General features: G+C 69.2%; 18 protein-coding genes. 10 read left to right on the top strand and 8 right to left on the bottom strand.

The features are described from left to right. The first annotated feature begins 7 nt into the window (after window positions 1-7). Both fliJ and RN02_RS31185 read left to right on the top strand, forming a co-directional pair. Window positions 8-451 carry a flagellar export protein FliJ gene (fliJ, locus tag RN02_RS31190; protein WP_043267636.1) on the top strand — a complete coding sequence of 148 codons (444 nt, stop codon included), beginning with the start codon at window positions 8-10 and terminating at the stop codon, window positions 449-451. Window positions 452-490: 39 nt separating this feature from the next. Further along, entirely contained in the window at window positions 491-1,141 is a 651-nt protein-coding gene (locus RN02_RS31185) for a DUF1345 domain-containing protein (protein WP_043319352.1), read from the top strand. 6 nt (window positions 1,142-1,147) lie between these two features. Here RN02_RS31185 and RN02_RS31180 read toward each other — a convergent pair whose 3' ends face one another. Further along, on the bottom strand, window positions 1,148-2,602 hold the full coding sequence (locus tag RN02_RS31180) for a TrkH family potassium uptake protein (RefSeq protein ID WP_009620890.1): 1,455 nt from the start codon (window positions 2,600-2,602) through the stop codon (window positions 1,148-1,150). 152 nt (window positions 2,603-2,754) lie between these two features. Here RN02_RS31180 and RN02_RS31175 point away from each other — a divergent pair, with 152 nt between their 5' ends. Together RN02_RS31175 and RN02_RS31170 are read left to right on the top strand one after the other, a co-directional pair. Continuing rightward, entirely contained in the window at window positions 2,755-3,132 is a 378-nt protein-coding gene (locus tag RN02_RS31175; RefSeq protein ID WP_043319350.1) for a YkgJ family cysteine cluster protein, read from the top strand. Between the two features lie 405 nt (window positions 3,133-3,537). Further along, window positions 3,538-4,098 (top strand): nitroreductase family protein, encoded by a 561-nt coding sequence (locus tag RN02_RS31170; protein ID WP_043267628.1) that lies wholly within the window; start codon window positions 3,538-3,540, stop codon window positions 4,096-4,098. Here the strand turns inward: RN02_RS31170 and RN02_RS31165 are convergent. From RN02_RS31165 to RN02_RS31135, 7 genes are all read right to left on the bottom strand, one after another. Beyond that, entirely contained in the window at window positions 4,079-4,558 is a 480-nt protein-coding gene (locus RN02_RS31165) for a hypothetical protein (RefSeq protein WP_082033937.1), read from the bottom strand. The genes RN02_RS31170 and RN02_RS31165 overlap by 20 nt on opposite strands. 15 nt (window positions 4,559-4,573) lie before the next feature. Beyond that, entirely contained in the window at window positions 4,574-5,914 is a 1,341-nt protein-coding gene (locus RN02_RS31160) for a sensor histidine kinase (protein ID WP_009620894.1), read from the bottom strand. Window positions 5,915-6,008: 94 nt separating this feature from the next. Next, on the bottom strand, window positions 6,009-6,470 hold the full coding sequence (locus RN02_RS31155; RefSeq protein WP_009620895.1) for a Spy/CpxP family protein refolding chaperone: 462 nt from the start codon (window positions 6,468-6,470) through the stop codon (window positions 6,009-6,011). A gap of 140 nt (window positions 6,471-6,610) precedes the next feature. Further along, window positions 6,611-7,288, bottom strand: a complete 678-nt coding sequence (locus RN02_RS31150) for a response regulator transcription factor (RefSeq protein WP_043319348.1) — start codon at window positions 7,286-7,288, stop codon at window positions 6,611-6,613. 14 nt (window positions 7,289-7,302) lie between these two features. Further along, window positions 7,303-7,713: a hypothetical protein gene (locus RN02_RS31145; RefSeq protein ID WP_043319345.1), complete on the bottom strand. Its 411-nt coding sequence runs from the start codon at window positions 7,711-7,713 to the stop codon at window positions 7,303-7,305. Window positions 7,714-7,831: 118 nt separating this feature from the next. Further along, the gene (locus RN02_RS31140) at window positions 7,832-8,131 is read right to left on the bottom strand and encodes a YciI family protein (RefSeq protein WP_043319343.1); all 300 of its coding nucleotides are present in this window, start codon (window positions 8,129-8,131) and stop codon (window positions 7,832-7,834) included. A gap of 1 nt (window position 8,132) precedes the next feature. Beyond that, on the bottom strand, window positions 8,133-8,729 hold the full coding sequence (locus RN02_RS31135) for a septation protein A (RefSeq protein WP_009620899.1): 597 nt from the start codon (window positions 8,727-8,729) through the stop codon (window positions 8,133-8,135). A 147-nt stretch (window positions 8,730-8,876) separates the two neighbouring features. On the opposite strand from RN02_RS31135, the gene RN02_RS31130 reads away from it, so the two are divergent. The 6 genes from RN02_RS31130 to bglX all read left to right on the top strand — a co-directional run bounded on the left by RN02_RS31130 (window position 8,877) and on the right by bglX (window position 16,509). Further along, window positions 8,877-9,746 (top strand): PHP domain-containing protein, encoded by an 870-nt coding sequence (locus RN02_RS31130; protein ID WP_043319406.1) that lies wholly within the window; start codon window positions 8,877-8,879, stop codon window positions 9,744-9,746. After that, on the top strand, window positions 9,743-10,372 hold the full coding sequence (locus tag RN02_RS31125) for an L-threonylcarbamoyladenylate synthase (protein ID WP_043319341.1): 630 nt from the start codon (window positions 9,743-9,745) through the stop codon (window positions 10,370-10,372). Before RN02_RS31130 ends, RN02_RS31125 begins: the two co-directional genes overlap by 4 nt. Window positions 10,373-10,412: 40 nt before the next feature. Next, window positions 10,413-11,627 (top strand): tryptophan--tRNA ligase, encoded by a 1,215-nt coding sequence (locus tag RN02_RS31120; RefSeq protein ID WP_043319338.1) that lies wholly within the window; start codon window positions 10,413-10,415, stop codon window positions 11,625-11,627. Window positions 11,628-12,084: 457 nt separating this feature from the next. Further along, window positions 12,085-12,933: a segregation and condensation protein A gene (locus RN02_RS31115; protein ID WP_232244792.1), complete on the top strand. Its 849-nt coding sequence runs from the start codon at window positions 12,085-12,087 to the stop codon at window positions 12,931-12,933. An 83-nt stretch (window positions 12,934-13,016) separates the two neighbouring features. Further along, window positions 13,017-14,006, top strand: coding sequence for an SMC-Scp complex subunit ScpB (gene scpB, locus RN02_RS31110; protein WP_043319336.1), 990 nt, complete (start codon window positions 13,017-13,019; stop codon window positions 14,004-14,006). A 214-nt stretch (window positions 14,007-14,220) separates the two neighbouring features. Then, on the top strand, window positions 14,221-16,509 hold the full coding sequence (bglX, locus tag RN02_RS31105) for a beta-glucosidase BglX (protein WP_043319404.1): 2,289 nt from the start codon (window positions 14,221-14,223) through the stop codon (window positions 16,507-16,509). Window positions 16,510-16,517: the final 8 nt, after the last annotated feature.

The following is a 16,517-nucleotide window of genomic DNA, read 5'->3' as shown; positions in this document are numbered from 1 at the left end:
GCCTGCCATGAACCGCCGCGCCGACCGTTTGGCTCCTGTCGTGGAGATGGCCCTGAAGGCCGAACGCGAGGCCGCGCGCCAGCTCGGCCAGGCGCAGAACCAACTGCTCCAGGCGCAGCGCAAGCTGGCCGAGCTGGAGCGCTTCCGCGCCGACTACCAGCAACAGTGGATCGACCGCGGCCGCCAGGGCGTCAGCGGCCAGTGGCTGCTGGACTACCAACGCTTCCTGGCGCAGCTGGAAACCGCCGTGGAACAGCAGAACCGCAGCCTGGCCTGGCACCAGGACGTGGTGGAGAAGGCGCGTGTCACCTGGTCGGAGAAGTACGCCCGCCTGGAGGGCCTGCGCAAGCTGGTGGAACGCTACCGCGAAGAAGCGCGGCTGCTGGCCGACAAGCAGGAACAGAAGCAGCTCGACGAATTCGCCCAGCGCCTGCGGCCGCCGGTCTACTGAGCTAGGCTCAGCCCAGGTCCGCCGCCTGGAACGCCACGCATGCTGCTCAGCCGTACCCTGCTGCACACCCATCCGCGCCTGCTCCTCGCCTGCGCCGCCGGCCTGACGCTGGGGCTGGCCTGCTACCACCTGCCGCCGCTGATGCGCACGCTGGTTGGCTGGAACGTCGCCGCCTGGGGTTATGTGCTGCTGATCACCGTGCTCGCCCTGCGCGCCGGGGCGGATCAGGTGCAGCGCCTGGCCGCCATCGAGGACGAGAACGCCCAGGCGGTGCTGGTGCTGGTCAGCGCCGCGGCCATCGCCAGCCTGGTGGCGATCGTCTACGAGCTGGCCGGCGCGCGCCAGCTGCCGGGGAGCGAGCGGCTGCTGCGCTACGCCTTCACCGGCAGCACGGTTTTGGGTTCCTGGTTCCTCATCGGGACCATCTTCGCCATGCACTACGCGCGCATGTTCTACACGGCGGCGGACGGCGAGGCGCCGCTGCAGTTCCCCGACCGCGGGCGGCAGCCGGACTACTGGGACTTCGCCTACTTCTCCTTCACCCTCAGCGTCGCCGTGCAGACCTCGGACGTGGCCATCGCCTCGCCGGCGCTGCGCCGGGTGGCCCTGGCGCAGTCGATCATCTGCTTCCTGTACAACACGGCGATCCTCGGCCTGAGCATCAACATCGCCGCCGGCATCCTCGGCTGACGCGCCTCAGTGGCGCCAGAAGGCCGGGGTGAACAGCACCAGCACGGTGAGGATCTCCAAGCGCCCGGCGAGCATGCCGGCGCACAGCAGCCACTTGGCGGCATCCGGCAGGGACGAGAAGTTGCCCGAGGGGCCGATCACCGGGCCCATGCCTGGGCCGACGCCGGAGACGGTGCTGGCGGCGCCGGTCAGCGCGGTCATCCAGTCCAGGCCGAGGAAGGTCAGGGCCAGGCCCAGGCCGCCGACGGTGGCGCCGAAGAAGAACGAGAAGGTCAGGATCGAACGCACGATCTCCTCGTCCAGGCGGTGGCCGTTGTAGCTCTGGCGCAGCACCGCGCGCGGGTGGATGAGCTGGTACAGGCTGGCCTTGAGCAGGATGTAGGCGACCTGGAAGCGGAAGATCTTCAAACCGCCGGCGGTGGAGCCGGAGCAGCCGCCGATGAAGCCCAGGTAGAAGAACACCATGATCGAGAAGTGGCCCCACAGGCTGTAGTCGCCCAGGGCGAAGCCGGTGGTGGTGACCACCGAGGTGACGTTCACCGCGACGATGCGCAAGGCGTCCTGCCAGGACAGGTCGGAATTGAAGGCGTACCAGGTGCCCATCACCAGCCAGGTGAACACCAGCAGGCCGATGAAGCCGTGCACCTGGCTGTCCTTGAGCAGCGCCTTGCGATGGCCGCGCAGGGTGGCGACGTAGAGGGCGAAGGGCAGGCTGCCGAGGATCATGATCACCACCGCCACCCAATGCACCGCCGGCTGGTGCCACTTGGCCAGGGACTGGTCGGAGGTGGAGAAACCACCGGTGGAGATCGCCGACATGGCATGGTTGAGCGAATCGAACAGGCCCATGCCGGCCCACCACAGGCCCAGGGTGCCGAGGATGGTGATGCTGACGTACACCGCGACTATGTACTTGGCGACCATGTGCGAGCGCGGCATGACCTTGTCGCTGCGGTCCGAGGATTCGGTCTGGAACAGGCGCATGCCGCCGATGCGCAGCATCGGCAGGATCGCCACCGCCATGCCGATGAAGCCGATGCCGCCCAGCCAGTGCAGCATCGAGCGCCAGATGAGGATGCCCGGCGACATGTTGTCCAGCCCGGAAAGCACCGTGGAGCCGGTGGCGGTGATGCCCGACATGCTCTCGAAGAAGGCGTCGGTGACGCTCATGTGGCGGGCGATGATGAAGGGCAGGGCGGAGAAGAAGCAGACGATCACCCAGCTCGACACCGTGAGCATGTACATGTCCCGCGGGCGCAGGTGGGCCTGCTCGGGGCGGCCCGGCAGGACCAGGCCGAGGCCGGCGCTGAAGGTGATCAGGCTCGACCAGATGTAGGGCGAGAGTTCCTGCGGGCGGTGGTAGTAGAGCAGGGTGGCCATGGGCACCAGCATGGCCACCGCCAGGGTGATCAGGAACAGGCCGATGATGTATCCGAGGGTGCGTAGTGTCGGCAGCGCCATGAAGCGGACTCGATGGACATGAACCCTCCATTGTACCTGCCCTCGGCGCGATGCGCAGCGCGCCGGAGGGCTCTTCACAACGGCTGCGCAATCGCTAGAATTCTGCGCTGCCCGCCGGCGCTCGCCGGTTTCTTCTGGTGCATTCGCACATCATGTCCATCGACAATCCGTGTTTGAACTGTGGCGCCTGCTGCGCGCATTTCCGTGTGTCCTTCTACTGGGGCGAGTGCCGTTCCGCCGGCGGCAACGTACCCGACGACCTGGTGGTGCAGGTCGGCCCGTACCATGCCGCCATGCGCGGCACCGAGGCCAAGCCGGTGCGCTGCGTGGGGTTGCTGGGCGAGGTCGGCTGTGGCGTGCGCTGCACGGTCTACGAGCAGCGCTCCAGCACCTGCCGGGAATTCGAGGCCTCCTGGGTCGACGGCCAGCACAACCCCAACTGCGACGCGGCCCGCGCCGCCTACGGCCTGCCGCCGCTGACGCCGCCGTTGCAGCCGATCATCACGCCGTCGCCGGAGCGGGTGGCTTGACTGTGGGCGCATGACTTTGGGCCCCCTGTAGGAGCGAGCTTGCTCGCGAACAGCTCTACCGGCGAACGCTGGTGTTCATCCTGAGAGCGCCCTCTCCCTAACCCTCTCCCTGAAGGGAGAGGGGACCGTTCGGTGCGTTTTGACAGTCCTGAGTCAGCCGGCAATTCCGAAGGCCTCCGGCTGAAACCATTCCTTCTCTCGGCACGGACAAGCCCCCTCTCCCTTCAGGGAGAGGGTTGGGGAGAGGGAAGGGCGTCAATCCGAAACACGGGAGTCGCCGGCAAGCCCCCTTCGCGAGCAAGCTCGCTCCTACACGGATACGAAGCACCCTGGCTGCAGGTGAGCAGGCAGATGAGAAGCCTTTGCGATTACAATGGCCGTCCTTGTGTGTACAGGAGGTAGCCCATGGAGGCCTACGAAGCGCTGGTCAACCGTGTATCCCATGCCCGCCTGGGCGAGCCGGCGCCCACTGCCGGGCAGCTCGAGCGGCTGTTCCGCGTCGCACTGCGCGCGCCGGACCATGGGCAGTTGCGCCCGTGGCGCTTCCTCACGGTGGAAGGCGAGGCGCGGCAGCAACTGGGTGAGTTGTTCGCCCGTGCGCTGAATGCCGAACAACCCGACGCCAGCCCCGAGGCGCTGGCCAAGGCCCGCGCCATGCCGTTGCGCGCGCCGACCCTGGTGGTGGCCATCGCGCGCCTGCAGGAGCACCCCAAGGTGCCGGAGATCGAGCAGATGCTGGCCGCTGGCTGTGCCGCCTACGGCATCGTCCAGGCGGCTTTCGTCGAGGGGCTGGGGGCCATGTGGCGCACCGGCGCCATGGCTTTCGATCCAGTCGTGCACCAGGGCCTGGGCCTGGCGGCCAACGAGCGCATCGTCGGCTTCATCTACCTGGGCACGCCCATGGGTGAGCTGCGCCAGCCGGCGCCGCTGGACCCGGCGGCCTTCGTCAGCGCCTGGCGGGGCTGAGCGGCAGGCTCAGGCGGACTTTCCAGCGCGCCCCGCCGGCCCGCCAGAGCAGCCGGCCGCCCTGCCAGGCGGCCAGGCGCTGGGCGGCGCGCAGCGCCCGGGGCAGCCAGCGCCGGGCCTGTTCGTCGGTGCCGCCGAGGTCCAGGCGCAGCAGGCCGCGCTCCAGGCGCGGTTCCAGCACGATGGCGGCGTCCTGCTGCCATTCCACCGCGGTATCCAGCAATTCATCCAGGGCTTCGTGCAGCGCCTGCGGCCAGCTGTGCAGCGGCCAGGTGCCGCCGCGCGGCAGGCTCAGGCGCAGTTCCGGCCAGCGGCGCCGCCAGCGCTGCGCCAGCAGCCCCAGTTCCACCGCCAGCACCAGGCTCTGCGGCTCGTCCCGCGGGCGCTCCCGCGGCAGGCCGGTGGCCGCCAACGGCAGGGCCGGAGTGGGGGGCGGCAGGTATTCGGCGGCTAGGTTCATGAACGGGCTCCGAGGTCAGGCGGCGTGGCGCGCCAGCGGTATTTCCAGGGTGGCGACGAAACCGCCGTCGGGGTGATTGGCCAGGCGCAGGCGGCCGGCGTGGCGCTCCACCGCGCGGCGGGCGATGGCCAGGCCCAGGCCGTGGCCGGGGCTGTCCTGGTTGGGCGCGCGGAAGAAGGGCTCGCCCAGCTGCGCCAGGTGTTCGGCATCGGCTCCCGGGCCATGGTCGCGAACGCGCACGCGCAGCACGGCGCCGTCGCTGTCGGCTTCGACTTCCAGCGGCTTGTCCGTCGGGTTGAAGCGCAGGGCGTTGCGCAGCAGGTTGTCCAGCGCCCGTTCGAGCATGTCGGGCCAGCCATCCAGGGCCAGGTCGGCGGGAACCCGCAGCTGGATGTGCTGTTCCGGGGAAAGCAGCTGGGCGTCCTCGCGCAGGCGTTCGAGCAGCGGCAGCAGTTCGACGCGGCTGGTCGGCCCGGGCTCGGCGTCCAGGCGGGCGAGGGCGAGGATTTCGGCGATCAGCGCTTCCAGGCGGTCGCACTCCTGCTCCAGGCGCGGCCACATGCTGGCGCGCTGTTCGGGGCTGGCGCGCTCGGCCAGGGCCAGGGCGATGCGCAGGCGCGCCAGCGGCGAGCGCAGTTCGTGGGAAACGTCGCGCAGCAGCTGGCGCTGGCTGCTGATCAGCCGTTGCAGGCGCGCGCCCATGCGGTTGAAGTCGCGGGCCAGCACGCCCAGCTCGTCGCCGCGGCGGGCCAGGCGCGCCAGGCTGTCCTGCTGGTAGGCGGTCTGCCCGAGGTCGTGCACGGCGCGGCGCAGGCGGTTGAGCGGGCGGGTGATGGAAAGTGTCACCAGCAGGCTGAAGATGGTCAGCACCACCAGGGCGATGCCCAGCGCGCTGAGCGGCCACAGCAGGCTGCCGCGGTGCCAGGCTTCCAGCGCGCCGTGGGGAATCCGGTAGATGAACAGGTAGGTGTGGTCGCTTTCCGCGCTGGTGTATTCCTGGCTGAGCTGGCGCCAGGGGAAGCGCGGCAGGTTCCGGCGGTCGAAACCTTCGTCGTTGTTGCGCCGTGGCGGGCGCGGCAGGTAGGTGCCGTCGACCAGGCGCTGGCCGCTTTCGTCGAGCACCTGCACCGACAGGTCGTAGTCGCGGCGGCGTTGCTCCAGCAACTGCTGGGCGGCGGCGGGGCCCTGGTTCTCGTAGAGCCGCGTCCATTGCTGGGCGAGGTCGTGCATGCCGGGGTAGCGGGCGATGATCCAGGTGTCCTGGTTCAGCGCGCGACCGAGCAGGATGGACAGGCCGGCAACCAGCAGCAGGGCGAGCCAGAAGGCGGCGAGGATTCGCCAGAAGAGCGAGCGCATGGTCTTTCGGTTCAGTCGCATGTCCGTTTCGGTTCAGGGGCGCGGGCACGCCGAGGCGCCGGGGGTGAGCCCGGCGCCCGGGTGGCTGGCGCTATCAGTTGGTCTTGCCATCCTTCTGCGCTTTCCATTGCTGGAACTCGGCCCATTCGGCCTTGCGCTGCTCGCGCTCTTTCTTCAGCTCGTCGAACTTCTTCTGCTGTTCGGGCGTCAGGAGCGCGCGGATGTCCTTCTGCGTCTTGTCGTGGCTGGCCTTGAGTTCGTCCTGCATGGCCTTCTGGTCGGCGGCCGAGAGCTTGCTCAGGTATTTGTCGGTGATGTCGTGGCGGCTCTTCATCGAGTCGCCCATCAGCTTGCCGACCTGCTGGCGCTGCTCGGGGCTCAGGTTCAGGGCCTTGAAGGGGCCGTTCCAGCCACCGCGCGGGCCGTGACCGTCCTTCATGTGGCCGCCCATCATGTGGGCGGGCGGCGGCGGGGTATCGGTCGGGACCGGCGTGGCAGCCATGGCCAGGGTCGGCAGGGCGGCGGCGAACATCAGGGCGGTGAGGGTCTTGCGCATGAATCTTCTCCTTTCGTGGACCGGTTTCTGAACCGGATGTGCCCAGTCTAGGGATGGCAAGGTCAAGGGCGGTCAGGGCCGGGTAAAGCTTCGGTAAAGATTGCGTCTACCGCTCTGGGACGGGGTTCCCGGCCGTCCGCTCAGGGCGCGTAGAAGTAGCCGCGCCCGCGCAGGGCGAGGATGCGCGGACGCCCGTCCGGGTGCGCGCCGAGCTTCTTGCGCAGGTTGCTGACGTGCATGTCCAGGCTGCGGTCGTAGAGCGTCAGCTTGCGGCCCAGGGCTATCTGCGCCAGGGCCTGCTTGTCCAGCGGCTCGCCGGGCTGGCGCAGCAGCGCCTCGAGGATGCGGCTCTCGGACAGCGTCAGGCTGACCTCCTGGCCGGCGACGCTGGCCACGCCGCGGGTCAGGTTCAGGCTCAGGTCGCCGAGGTCGACCTGGGCGCTGGGCTGCGCCGGGTGGCTGCGGCGCAGCACGGCGCGCAGGCGCGCGGTCAGCTCGCGCGGATCGCAGGGCTTGGCCAGGTAGTCGTCGGCGCCCAGTTCCAGGCCGAGGATGCGGTCCAGCGGCTCGCCGCGGGCGGAGAGCATCAGCACCGGCAGGTCGGGGTGCTCGCTGCGCAGCTGCTTGAGCAGCTCCAGGCCGCTGCCGTCGGGCAGCATCACGTCCAGCACCACGGCGTCCGGCGTGCGGCTGGCCAGGGCGCTACGGGCCGCGCCGCCATCGTGGCTGGCGCGCACGCTGAAGCCTTCCTGGGTCAGCCAGGTGCACAGCAGTTCGCACAGTTCACGGTCGTCGTCGATCAGCAGCAGCTCACTCATTGCTCGGGCTTCTTTCAGTTGATCCATTCACGGCGCCGGCGGCGTCGGCCGCGGCTCAGGGCGCCGAGAACGAAGGCGACCAGGGCGACGGCGCCGCCGGTCGCGAACCAGGTCTGCTCGTCGCTGAGCAGGCGCGGCGGTTGTTGGGCCTGCAGCTCGCGCAGTTGCAGCTTCAGGCGCTGGTTTTCCTGGCGCAGGCGGCCCACCACGGCGCTTTCCGCCCCTTGCAGCTGGGCGGCGAGGTCGGCGCGCTGCTTCTCGCTCTCGTCCAGGCGCTGTTGCAGTTGGGCGAGGTCGTCGCTGGCCGGGGCCGGCGTGGCGGAGGGGGCTGGCCCGGCGCCGGGGTCGGTGGCGGGCTCCTCGCCGTGGGCGGCGAGCGGCAGGCTCAGGCAGAACAGCAGGGGCAGCAGATGACGTCGGGACATCGGAACTCCTTGTACGCTGATGAGCCGCCGGGCACCGCGCTCCGGGCGCTGTCCGGTCGCGGGGCCGGGCCTGTGTGTCCGGCCATGCGGCGTTGTCCGTACGCCGCCGCTCGCCGGTTTACGGCAGGACTTTCTTGAACGGCTTGACCACGACTTCGGCATAGACGCCGGCGGCGCGGTACGGGTCGGCATCGGCCCAGGCCTGGGCGGCGGCCAGCGACTCGAACTCGGCGACGATCAGGCTGCCGGTGAAGCCGGCCGCGCCCGGGTCGGGGCTGTCGATGGCCGGGTGCGGCCCGGCCAGGACCAGGCGGCCTTCGTCCTTGAGCTGCTCGAGGCGGGCCAGGTGCGCCGGCCGCGCGGCCAGGCGGCGTTCTTGGGAAGCGGTGATGTCGCGGGCGATGATTGCGTAGAGCATGTCAGTCCTTGGGCTTTTCGCCGGTTGGGGCGTCGTGCATGTGGCGGGCCAGGAACACGCCCTGGCCGATCAGGAAGAGCAGGGTCATGCCCAGGCTGCCGAACACCTTGAAGTCCACCCAGAAACGCTCGAAGGTGAAGGCGACGAACAGCTGGACGCAGCCGCAGAACACGAAGAACAGCACCCAGGCCAGGTTCAGGCGCTGCCAGATCGGTTCCGGCAAATGCACGGCATGGCCCATGATGCGCTGGATCAGCGGCCGGCGGTCGCCCACCAGGGTGCTGCCGAGGAAGCCCAGGGCGAACAGCCAGTTGACCACCGGGGCCTTCCACTTGAGGAAGGTCTCGCTGTGGAAGGCCAGGGTCATGCCGCCGAACACCAGGCAGGCGGCCAGGGTCAGCCACTGGCCCTTGTCCAGCTTGCGCTGCTTGATCAGCAGCGCGCCGTAGACCACCACCGAGGAGGCGATCAGCACCGCGGTGGCGCTGTAGATGCCGCCCAGGCTGAAGGAGTGTCCGGCGAGTTCGACCGTGCGCGGGTCCAGCTTGTAGACGATGAAGAACAGGATGAGGGGGATGAAATCGATGAATTGCTTCATTACGGCAGCCAGAGCCCAGTTGTGGCGGCATAATACCAACCTGCGGAAGAACTGAAATAGTCACCCGTCTCGTGCCGTTGCGCTCGCACGCCGTGAATCGCCGCCGCGCAGCGTCTATACAGAAGTAAAACCCGTCCCGGTATGCCCATGCGTGTCGACCTGCATTGCCATAGCACCGCCTCCGACGGCCAGCTGCCGCCCGCCGCCGTGGTGGCCCGCGCGCACCAGCGCGGCGTGCGCCTGCTCGCCCTGAGCGACCACGATACCCTGGAGGGCCTGCCCGAGGCGCGCGCCGCCGCCGAGGAACTGGGGGTGACCCTGGTCAACGGCGTGGAGCTGTCCTGCACCTGGGGCGGGGCGACCATCCACGTCCTGGGTTACGCCTTCGACAGTGCCGCCGAGCCGCTGGTTCGCGCCCTGGACGAGCTGCACCGCGGGCGCTGGGCGCGCGCCGAGGAGATCGGCCGGCGCCTGGAAGCCAAGGGCATGCCCGGCGCCTTCGAGGGCGCGCGGGCCGTCCAGCGCGAGCTGGGCGACAGCGAAAATGCCCCGGCGCGGCCGCACTTCGCCGAGTTCCTGGTGCGCGCCGGCCATGTCGCCGAGCGCGCCGAAGCCTTCCGCAAGTGGCTGGGCGCCGGCAAGCTGGGCGACGTCAAGCAGCACTGGCCGAGCCTCGCCGAGGCGGTCGGCACCCTGCGCGCGGCGGGGGCCTGGGTCAGCCTGGCGCATCCCTACCAGTACGATTTCACCCGCACCAAGCGGCGCAAGCTGATCGCCGACTTCATCGACGCCGGCGGCCACGCCATCGAAGTGGTCAACGGCCTGCAGCCGGCCGAGCAGGTCGGCGTGCTGAGCATCCTGGCCCGCGAATTCGGCCTGCTGGTCAGCGCCGGCAGCGATTTCCACGGCCCCAGCGACTGGTCGGAGCTGGGGCTGTACCGGCCCGTGCCGGACGACCTTCCGCCCTTGTGGACGCGCTTCGCTGGCGCGGCCCGGGCCCTTGAGGAGACTTCATGAGCCAGTTCTTCCAGGTCCATCCTGAAAACCCCCAGCCACGCCTGATCAAGCAGGCGGTGGAGATCGTCCGCCAGGGCGGGGTGATCGCCTATCCCACCGATTCCTCCTACGCCCTGGGCTGCCGCCTGGGCGAGAAGGGCGCGGTGGAGCGCATCCGCCGGCTGCGCAAGCTCGACGACAAGCACAACTTCACCCTGGTGTGCCGCGACCTGTCCGAGCTGGGCCTGTACGCCAAGGTCGACACCCGCCTGTTCCGCCTGCTCAAGGCCCACACGCCGGGGCCCTACACCTTCATCCTCGACGCCACCCGCGAGGTGCCGCGCATGCTGCTGCACCCCAAGCGCCGCACCATCGGCCTGCGCGTGCCGGCCTGCCCGATCGCCCAGGCGCTGCTGCAGGAGCTGGGCGAGCCGCTGATGAGCGTGAGCCTGATCATGCCCGGCGAGACCGAGCCGATGAGCGACCCCTATGAGATGCGCGGCGCGCTGGAGCACCAGGTGGACCTGGTGCTGGACGGCGGCCACGGCGGCGTCGAGGCTTCCACGGTGATCAACCTCACCGGCGAGGAGCCGGAGGTGATCCGCGTCGGCTGCGGCGACCCGGCCCCCTTCGAGGCCTACGCCTGAAGCGCTCTTCCATACTGCCGCCCTTGCCGAGGTCCCGCGCTTGAGCAATGTCGAATCCCAGCGCCGTGTGCTGTCCGGCATGCGCCCTACCGGGCGCCTGCACCTGGGCCACCTGCACGGCGTGCTGCGGAACTGGGTGCGCCTGCAGCACGAGTACGAATGCTTCTTCTCCATCGTCGACTGGCATGCCCTGACCACCGAATACGACGACGTCGGGCCGATCCGCCAGCACGTCCGCGACATGGCCGTGGACTGGCTGGCGGTGGGCGTCAGCCCCAGCGCCTCGACCCTCTTCATCCAGTCCCAGGTGCCCGAGCACGCCGAGCTGCACCTGCTGCTGTCGATGATCTGCCCGCTGCCCTGGCTGGAGCGGGTGCCAACCTACAAGGAGCTGCAGGAAAAGCTCGGCCACAAGGACCTGTCGACCTACGGCTTCCTCGGCTACCCGCTGCTGCAGGCGGCGGACATCCTGGTCTACCGCGCCGGCCTGGTGCCGGTGGGCTCGGACCAGTTGGCCCACGTCGAGTTCGCCCGCGAGGTGGCGCGGCGCTTCAACCACCTCTACGGCGGCGAGGTGGACTTCGAGGACAAGGCCCAGGCCGCCGTCGCGCGCCTGGGCAAGAAGACCTCGAAGCTCTACGGCAGCCTGCGCAAGGCCTGGCAGGAGCAGGGCGACGAGGATGCCCTGGAAACCGCGCGGGCACTGCTCAAGGAGCAGCAGAACCTGACCCTCGGCGACCGCGAGCGGCTGTTCGGCTACCTTGAAGGCAGCAGCCGCGTGCTGCTGCCCGAACCGCAGACGCTGGTCGGCAGCGCCTCGCGCATGCCCGGGCTGGACGGGCAGAAGATGTCCAAGTCCCACGACAACACCATCGGCCTGCGCGAAAGCCCGGCGGAGGTGGAGGAGAAGATCGCGCGCATGCCCACCGACCCTGCGCGGGTGCGGCGTAACGATCCGGGCGACCCGCAGCGCTGCCCGGTGTGGCAGTGGCACCTGATCTACTCCGACGACGCCTGTCGCCAGTGGGTGCAGGAGGGCTGCGGCAGCGCCGGCATCGGCTGCCTGGACTGCAAACGGCCGCTGATCGAGTCGATCAACCAGGAACTGGCGCCGATCCGCGAGCGCGGCCTGGACTACGAGGACAACCCCGAACTGGTGCGCAGCATCCTCGCCGAGGGCGCCGAACACGCCCGCGAAGCGGCGCGGGAAACCCTGGTGGAAGTGCGCCAGGCCATGGGGCTGGTGTACCGCTAGGCCGCCCGGCATTGCGGACAAAATCCTGCGTTGCAGGCGAGCATGGCTCGCTCCTACAGGGGAATGGCCTGGGTGGGGCCGCGTAGGAGCGGATCTCATCCGCGATTCGCGCCGGGACGTCCGGCTATCGCGGACAAGGTCCGCTCCTACGGGGAAACGGCATCTCAGGGAAAATTGTAGGAGCGGGCCCTGCCCGCGAAATCGCGCGCAGGGCGCGCTCCTACAGGGGATGGCGTGGGTGGGCGCCATTCCGTCCAATTCCCTCACCATCGCCGCTGAAAAGCAGGGATAATGCCGTCCTGAGCCCGCCCCGCCCGACGAGAGGCCGATGAGCGACCTGAACGAGCCGCAAACCCCGCCCAGCCCCGCCGAATATCGCGAACCGGTGCAGCTGGCGCTCGTCTATGGCGAAGCGGTCACCGAGCTGCCCCAGGATCTGTACATCCCGCCGGATGCCCTGGAAGTCTTCCTCGAAGCCTTCGAGGGGCCGCTCGACCTGCTGCTGTACCTGATCCGCAAGCAGAACATCGACGTCCTCGACATCCCGGTGGCGGAAATCACCCGCCAGTACATGACCTACGTCGAGCTGATGAAGTCGGTGCGCCTGGAGCTGGCCGCCGAATACCTGGTGATGGCCGCCATGCTCGCCGAGATCAAGTCGCGCATGCTGCTGCCGCGCTCGGCCGAGGCCGAGGAGGACGAGGAAGACCCGCGCGCCGAGCTGATCCGCCGCCTGCAGGAATACGAGCGCTTCAAGCAGGCCGCCGAAGACCTCGACGGCCTGCCGCGCCAGGGCCGCGACTACGTGGTGCCGACCGTGGCGGCGCCGGAGGCCAAGGCGCGCAAGCTGCTGCCGCAGGTGGACATGCAGGAGCTGATGCTGTGCATGGCCGAGGTGCTGCGCCGCGCCGACCTGTTCGAGAGCCACCAGGTGACCCGCGAGATGCTCTCCACCCGCGAGCGCATGAGCGAAATCCTCGAACGCCTGAAGGACGCCGGCTTCGTGCCCTTCATCGAGCTGTTCCGCATCGAGGAAGGCCGCCTGGGCGTGGTGGTGACCTTCATGGCGGTGCTGGAGCTGGTCAAGGAACAGTTGGTGGAGCTGGTGCAGAACCAGGCCTTCGCGCCCATCCACGTGCGCGCCCGCATCGAGGTGGAGGAGGGCGCGGCACCGGTCGAGGCCCTGGAGGAGGGCGACGAAGGTGTGTTCGAGGAGACCGAGGCACCGGCGCCGGAGCCGACCTTCGAGGACGGCGGCTTCGACGAGACGGCGGACCCGGCCGAGCTGGACGACGAGCCGCTCTGAGCCCCCGGCGTTGCCCTGGCGCCGCGCATTGAGTAGTTTTCCCGCCAGACCGGCGATTCCCGCAACCCGAACCGAGCGACCCGATGAACCTCTCCGACCCCCACGAACTGGCGACCCTGCTCGAAGGCATCCTGCTGGCTTCCGGCCGGCCGCTGTCGCTGGAGCGCCTCGGCGAGTTGTTCGAGGAGGCCGAGCGCCCGGAGCCGCAGCAGTTCCGCGATGCCCTGGCGATCCTGTCGCTGTCCTGCGCCGGCCGCGCCTTCGAACTCAAGGAAGTGGCCAGCGGCTACCGCCTGCAGATCCGCGAGCCGCTCTCGCCCTGGGTCGGCCGGCTCTGGGAGGAGCGCCCGCAGCGCTACTCCCGCGCGCTGCTGGAGACCCTGGCGCTGATCGCCTACCGCCAGCCCATCACCCGCGGCGAGATCGAGGAAATCCGCGGCGTGGCGGTGAACACCCAGATCATCAAGACGCTGATGGAGCGCGAGTGGATCCGCATCGTCGGCTACCGCGAGGTGCCGGGGCGCCCGGCGATGCTCGCCACCACCCGCGCCTTCCTCGACTACTTCAACCTCAAGAGCCTGGAAGAACTGCCGCCGCTGGCCGAGCTGCGCGAGATGGAAGCCGAGCCGGAAGACGTGCAACTGGTGCCGGTCCACCTGCCCAGCCCGATCCTCGACGAAGACTACGTGCCGGCGTCCATCCAGGCGCTGGCCGACCAGGCGCTGCGCGAAGCCGGCGAGGAGCCGGAAGCCGCGCCGCCGGAGGAGAAGCCCGAGGAGACCAGCTTCCGCAGCCTGCTGGCCGAGCTGGACGAAATGGAGCAGGGCCTGAAGACCGATTTCGACGACCTGATCGAACCGCCGCCGGTCGCCGAAGACGAGGCTACGGACGACCCCGCAGCGGCCGAAGAAGCCTTGCCGACAGCGCCCGACGATGCCGTCGAGGCAGCCCCGGAACCCGTCGCAGAGCCCGCCGCGCCAGTGCCCGAGGCCGACGAATACGACGAGGAGCGCGCCCTGGCCGAGGCCATGCGCGAGGAACTCGAGGCCATGGCCAGGGAGCGCGACCACTGATTCGCGCGTCCGAAAGTAGGGGCTCCGCCCCTGAAAGCTTTCAACCGTTGACTTCCGCCGCGCGCGGGACGACCTTATGTGCCGCGCCGCACGGGCGCCGGCGGCAGCACCTGGGGGAGCCGCCGGAGCAGCGCCGGGCATGGCCGTCATCGAACCTTCCAACATTCAACAGTCGGCCGCCGCCCTGGCGCGGGCCACTGAGTGCGCATACATAATGAAGAGAACACACCTCTGCCTCGGCCTCCTGCTGGGGTTGAACAGCGTTTCCCTGCTCGCTGCCGAGGGGCCGGCGGTTCCGCTGCCGGGGCAGTCCAAGGACGCCTTCATCAGCCAGCTGATGCAGCAGATGACGCAGGACGAGAAGATCGGCCAGCTGCGCCTGGTGAGCGTCGGCCCCGACCATCCCAAGCCGGTGCTGCTGGAAGAGATCAAGGCCGGCACCACCGGCGCCATCTTCAACACCGTGGTCCGCCCGGGCATCCGCGACCTGCAGGACGCGGCCATGCGCAGCCGCCTGAAGATCCCGCTGTTCTTCGCCTACGACGTGGTCCACGGCCATCGCACCGTGTTCCCCATCGGCCTGGGCCTGGCCGCCAGCTGGGACATGGACGCGGTCGCCACCAGCGCGCGCATCGCCGCCCTGGAGGCCAGCGCCGACGGCCTCAACCTGACCTACTCGCCCACCGTCGACATCGCCCGTGACCCGCGCTGGGGGCGCGTGTCCGAAGGCTTCGGCGAGGACACCTACCTGGTCAGCCGCATCGCCGAAACCGTGGTCAAGGCCTACCAGGGCAAGGGCCTGGACCAGCCGGGCACCATCATGGCCGGGGTCAAGCACTTCGCCCTGTACGGCGCCGGCGAGGGCGGGCGCGACTACAACACCGTGGACATGAGCCTGCCGCGCATGTTCCAGGACTACCTGCCGCCGTACCGCGCGGCCATCGACGCCGGCGCCGGCGCGGTGATGGTCTCGCTGAACAGCGTCAACGGCGTGCCGGCCACCGCCAACAAGTGGCTGCTGCAGGACGTGCTGCGCAAGCAGTGGGGCTACAAGGGCGTGCTGCTCAGCGACCACGGCGCGGTCATGGAGCTGATCAAGCACGGCGTCGCCGGCGAACCGCGCGAGGCCGCGCGCCTGGCGATGACCGCGGGCGTCGAGATGAACATGAACGACGACCTCTACGGCAAGGAGCTGCCCGAGCTGCTCAAGGCCGGCGCCATCAGCCAGGCCGACATCGACCGCGCCTGCCGCGATGTGCTGGCGGCCAAGTGGGACATGGGCCTGTTCAAGGACCCGTACCGCTACCTGCAGGGCGCCGACCCGCTCGACACCGACGCCGAGAGCCGCCTGCACCGCGCCGAGGCCCGCGACGTGGCGCGCCGCGGCATGGTGCTGCTGAAGAACGAAGGTGACGTGCTGCCGCTCAAGCGCGGCGGCACCATCGCCCTGGTCGGCCCGCTGGCCGACAGCAAGCGCGACGTCATGGGCAGCTGGTCCGCCGCCGGCAAGGCCTTCCAGGCGGTGACCCTGCTCGAAGGCATGGGCCACGCCACCCGCGGCAAGGCCGCGCTGCTCTACGCCAAGGGCGCCAACGTCACCAACGACGAAGAGATCATCAAGTACCTCAACGAATACAACGAGGACGTGAAGATCGACCCGCGCAGCCCGCAGGCAATGATCGACGAGGCGGTGGCCAAGGCCAGGCAGGCCGACGTCATCGTGGCGGCGATCGGCGAGGCCCAGGGCATGGCCCACGAGGCGTCGAGCAAGACCAACCTGCACATCGCCCAGAGCCAGTACGACCTGCTCAAGGCGCTGAAGGCCACTGGCAAGCCGCTGGTGCTGGTGCTGATGAACGGCCGCCCGCTGGACCTGCGCTGGGAAACCGCGAACGCCGACGCCGTGCTGGAAACCTGGTTCAGCGGCACCGAGGGCGGCAACGCCATCGCCGACGTGCTGTTCGGTGACTACAACCCCTCGGGCAAGCTGCCGATGACCTTCCCGCGCTCGGTGGGGCAGATCCCGATCTACTACAACCACCTCAACACCGGCCGCCCGTTCGACCACGAGCACCCGAACAAGTACACCTCGCGCTACTTCGACTCGCAGAACGGCCCGCTGTACCCCTTCGGCTACGGCCTGAGCTACACCCGCTTCAGCGTTTCCGACGTGCAGCTGTCCAGCCCGCGGATGCACAAGGGCGACACCCTCAAGGCGCGGGTGACGGTGAAGAACATCGGCAAGCGCGCCGGCGAGACCGTGGTGCAGCTGTACCTGCGCGACGAGGTGGCTTCCATCAGCCGCCCGGTGAAGGAGCTCAAGGGCTTCCGCAAGGTCATGCTGCAGCCGGGCGAGTCGAAGGTGGTGGAATTCCCGATCCGCGAGGAAGACCTGCGCTTCTACGACAGCAACCTGCGCTACGCCTCGGAACCGGGCGAGTTCAAGGTGATGATCGGCCTGGACTCGGATGACGTGAAGGAAAGCCAGTTCACCCTGCTCTGAGCCGGCTT

The sequence above is a fragment of the Pseudomonas sp. PI1 genome, from assembly GCF_000812405.1.
GTDB lineage: Bacteria > Pseudomonadota > Gammaproteobacteria > Pseudomonadales > Pseudomonadaceae > Pseudomonas > Pseudomonas citronellolis.
Note: the sequence above shows the minus strand (reverse complement) of the source record. Positions and strands in the feature narration are given on the sequence as shown.

Excerpts from the sequence above, each read along its gene's own strand:
- RN02_RS31140 (WP_043319343.1), bottom strand. The coding sequence starts at position 8,131 with ATGCTCTACGCAATCATCGCCCGCGACATCACCGCTTCCCAAGAACGC.
- RN02_RS31150 (WP_043319348.1), bottom strand. The coding sequence starts at position 7,288 with ATGAGTGAGCTGCTGCTGATCGACGACGACCGTGAACTGTGCGAACTG.
- RN02_RS31185 (WP_043319352.1), top strand. The coding sequence starts at position 491 with ATGCTGCTCAGCCGTACCCTGCTGCACACCCATCCGCGCCTGCTCCTC.
- bglX (WP_043319404.1), top strand. The coding sequence starts at position 14,221 with ATGAAGAGAACACACCTCTGCCTCGGCCTCCTGCTGGGGTTGAACAGC.
- RN02_RS31155 (WP_009620895.1), bottom strand. The coding sequence starts at position 6,470 with ATGCGCAAGACCCTCACCGCCCTGATGTTCGCCGCCGCCCTGCCGACC.
- RN02_RS31130 (WP_043319406.1), top strand. The coding sequence starts at position 8,877 with ATGCGTGTCGACCTGCATTGCCATAGCACCGCCTCCGACGGCCAGCTG.
- RN02_RS31160 (WP_009620894.1), bottom strand. The coding sequence starts at position 5,914 with ATGCGCTCGCTCTTCTGGCGAATCCTCGCCGCCTTCTGGCTCGCCCTG.
- scpB (WP_043319336.1), top strand. The coding sequence starts at position 13,017 with ATGAACCTCTCCGACCCCCACGAACTGGCGACCCTGCTCGAAGGCATC.
- RN02_RS31175 (WP_043319350.1), top strand. The coding sequence starts at position 2,755 with ATGTCCATCGACAATCCGTGTTTGAACTGTGGCGCCTGCTGCGCGCAT.
- fliJ (WP_043267636.1), top strand. The coding sequence starts at position 8 with ATGAACCGCCGCGCCGACCGTTTGGCTCCTGTCGTGGAGATGGCCCTG.
- RN02_RS31170 (WP_043267628.1), top strand. The coding sequence starts at position 3,538 with ATGGAGGCCTACGAAGCGCTGGTCAACCGTGTATCCCATGCCCGCCTG.
- RN02_RS31145 (WP_043319345.1), bottom strand. The coding sequence starts at position 7,713 with ATGTCCCGACGTCATCTGCTGCCCCTGCTGTTCTGCCTGAGCCTGCCG.
- RN02_RS31180 (WP_009620890.1), bottom strand. The coding sequence starts at position 2,602 with ATGGCGCTGCCGACACTACGCACCCTCGGATACATCATCGGCCTGTTC.
- RN02_RS31135 (WP_009620899.1), bottom strand. The coding sequence starts at position 8,729 with ATGAAGCAATTCATCGATTTCATCCCCCTCATCCTGTTCTTCATCGTC.
- RN02_RS31165 (WP_082033937.1), bottom strand. The coding sequence starts at position 4,558 with ATGAACCTAGCCGCCGAATACCTGCCGCCCCCCACTCCGGCCCTGCCG.
- RN02_RS31125 (WP_043319341.1), top strand. The coding sequence starts at position 9,743 with ATGAGCCAGTTCTTCCAGGTCCATCCTGAAAACCCCCAGCCACGCCTG.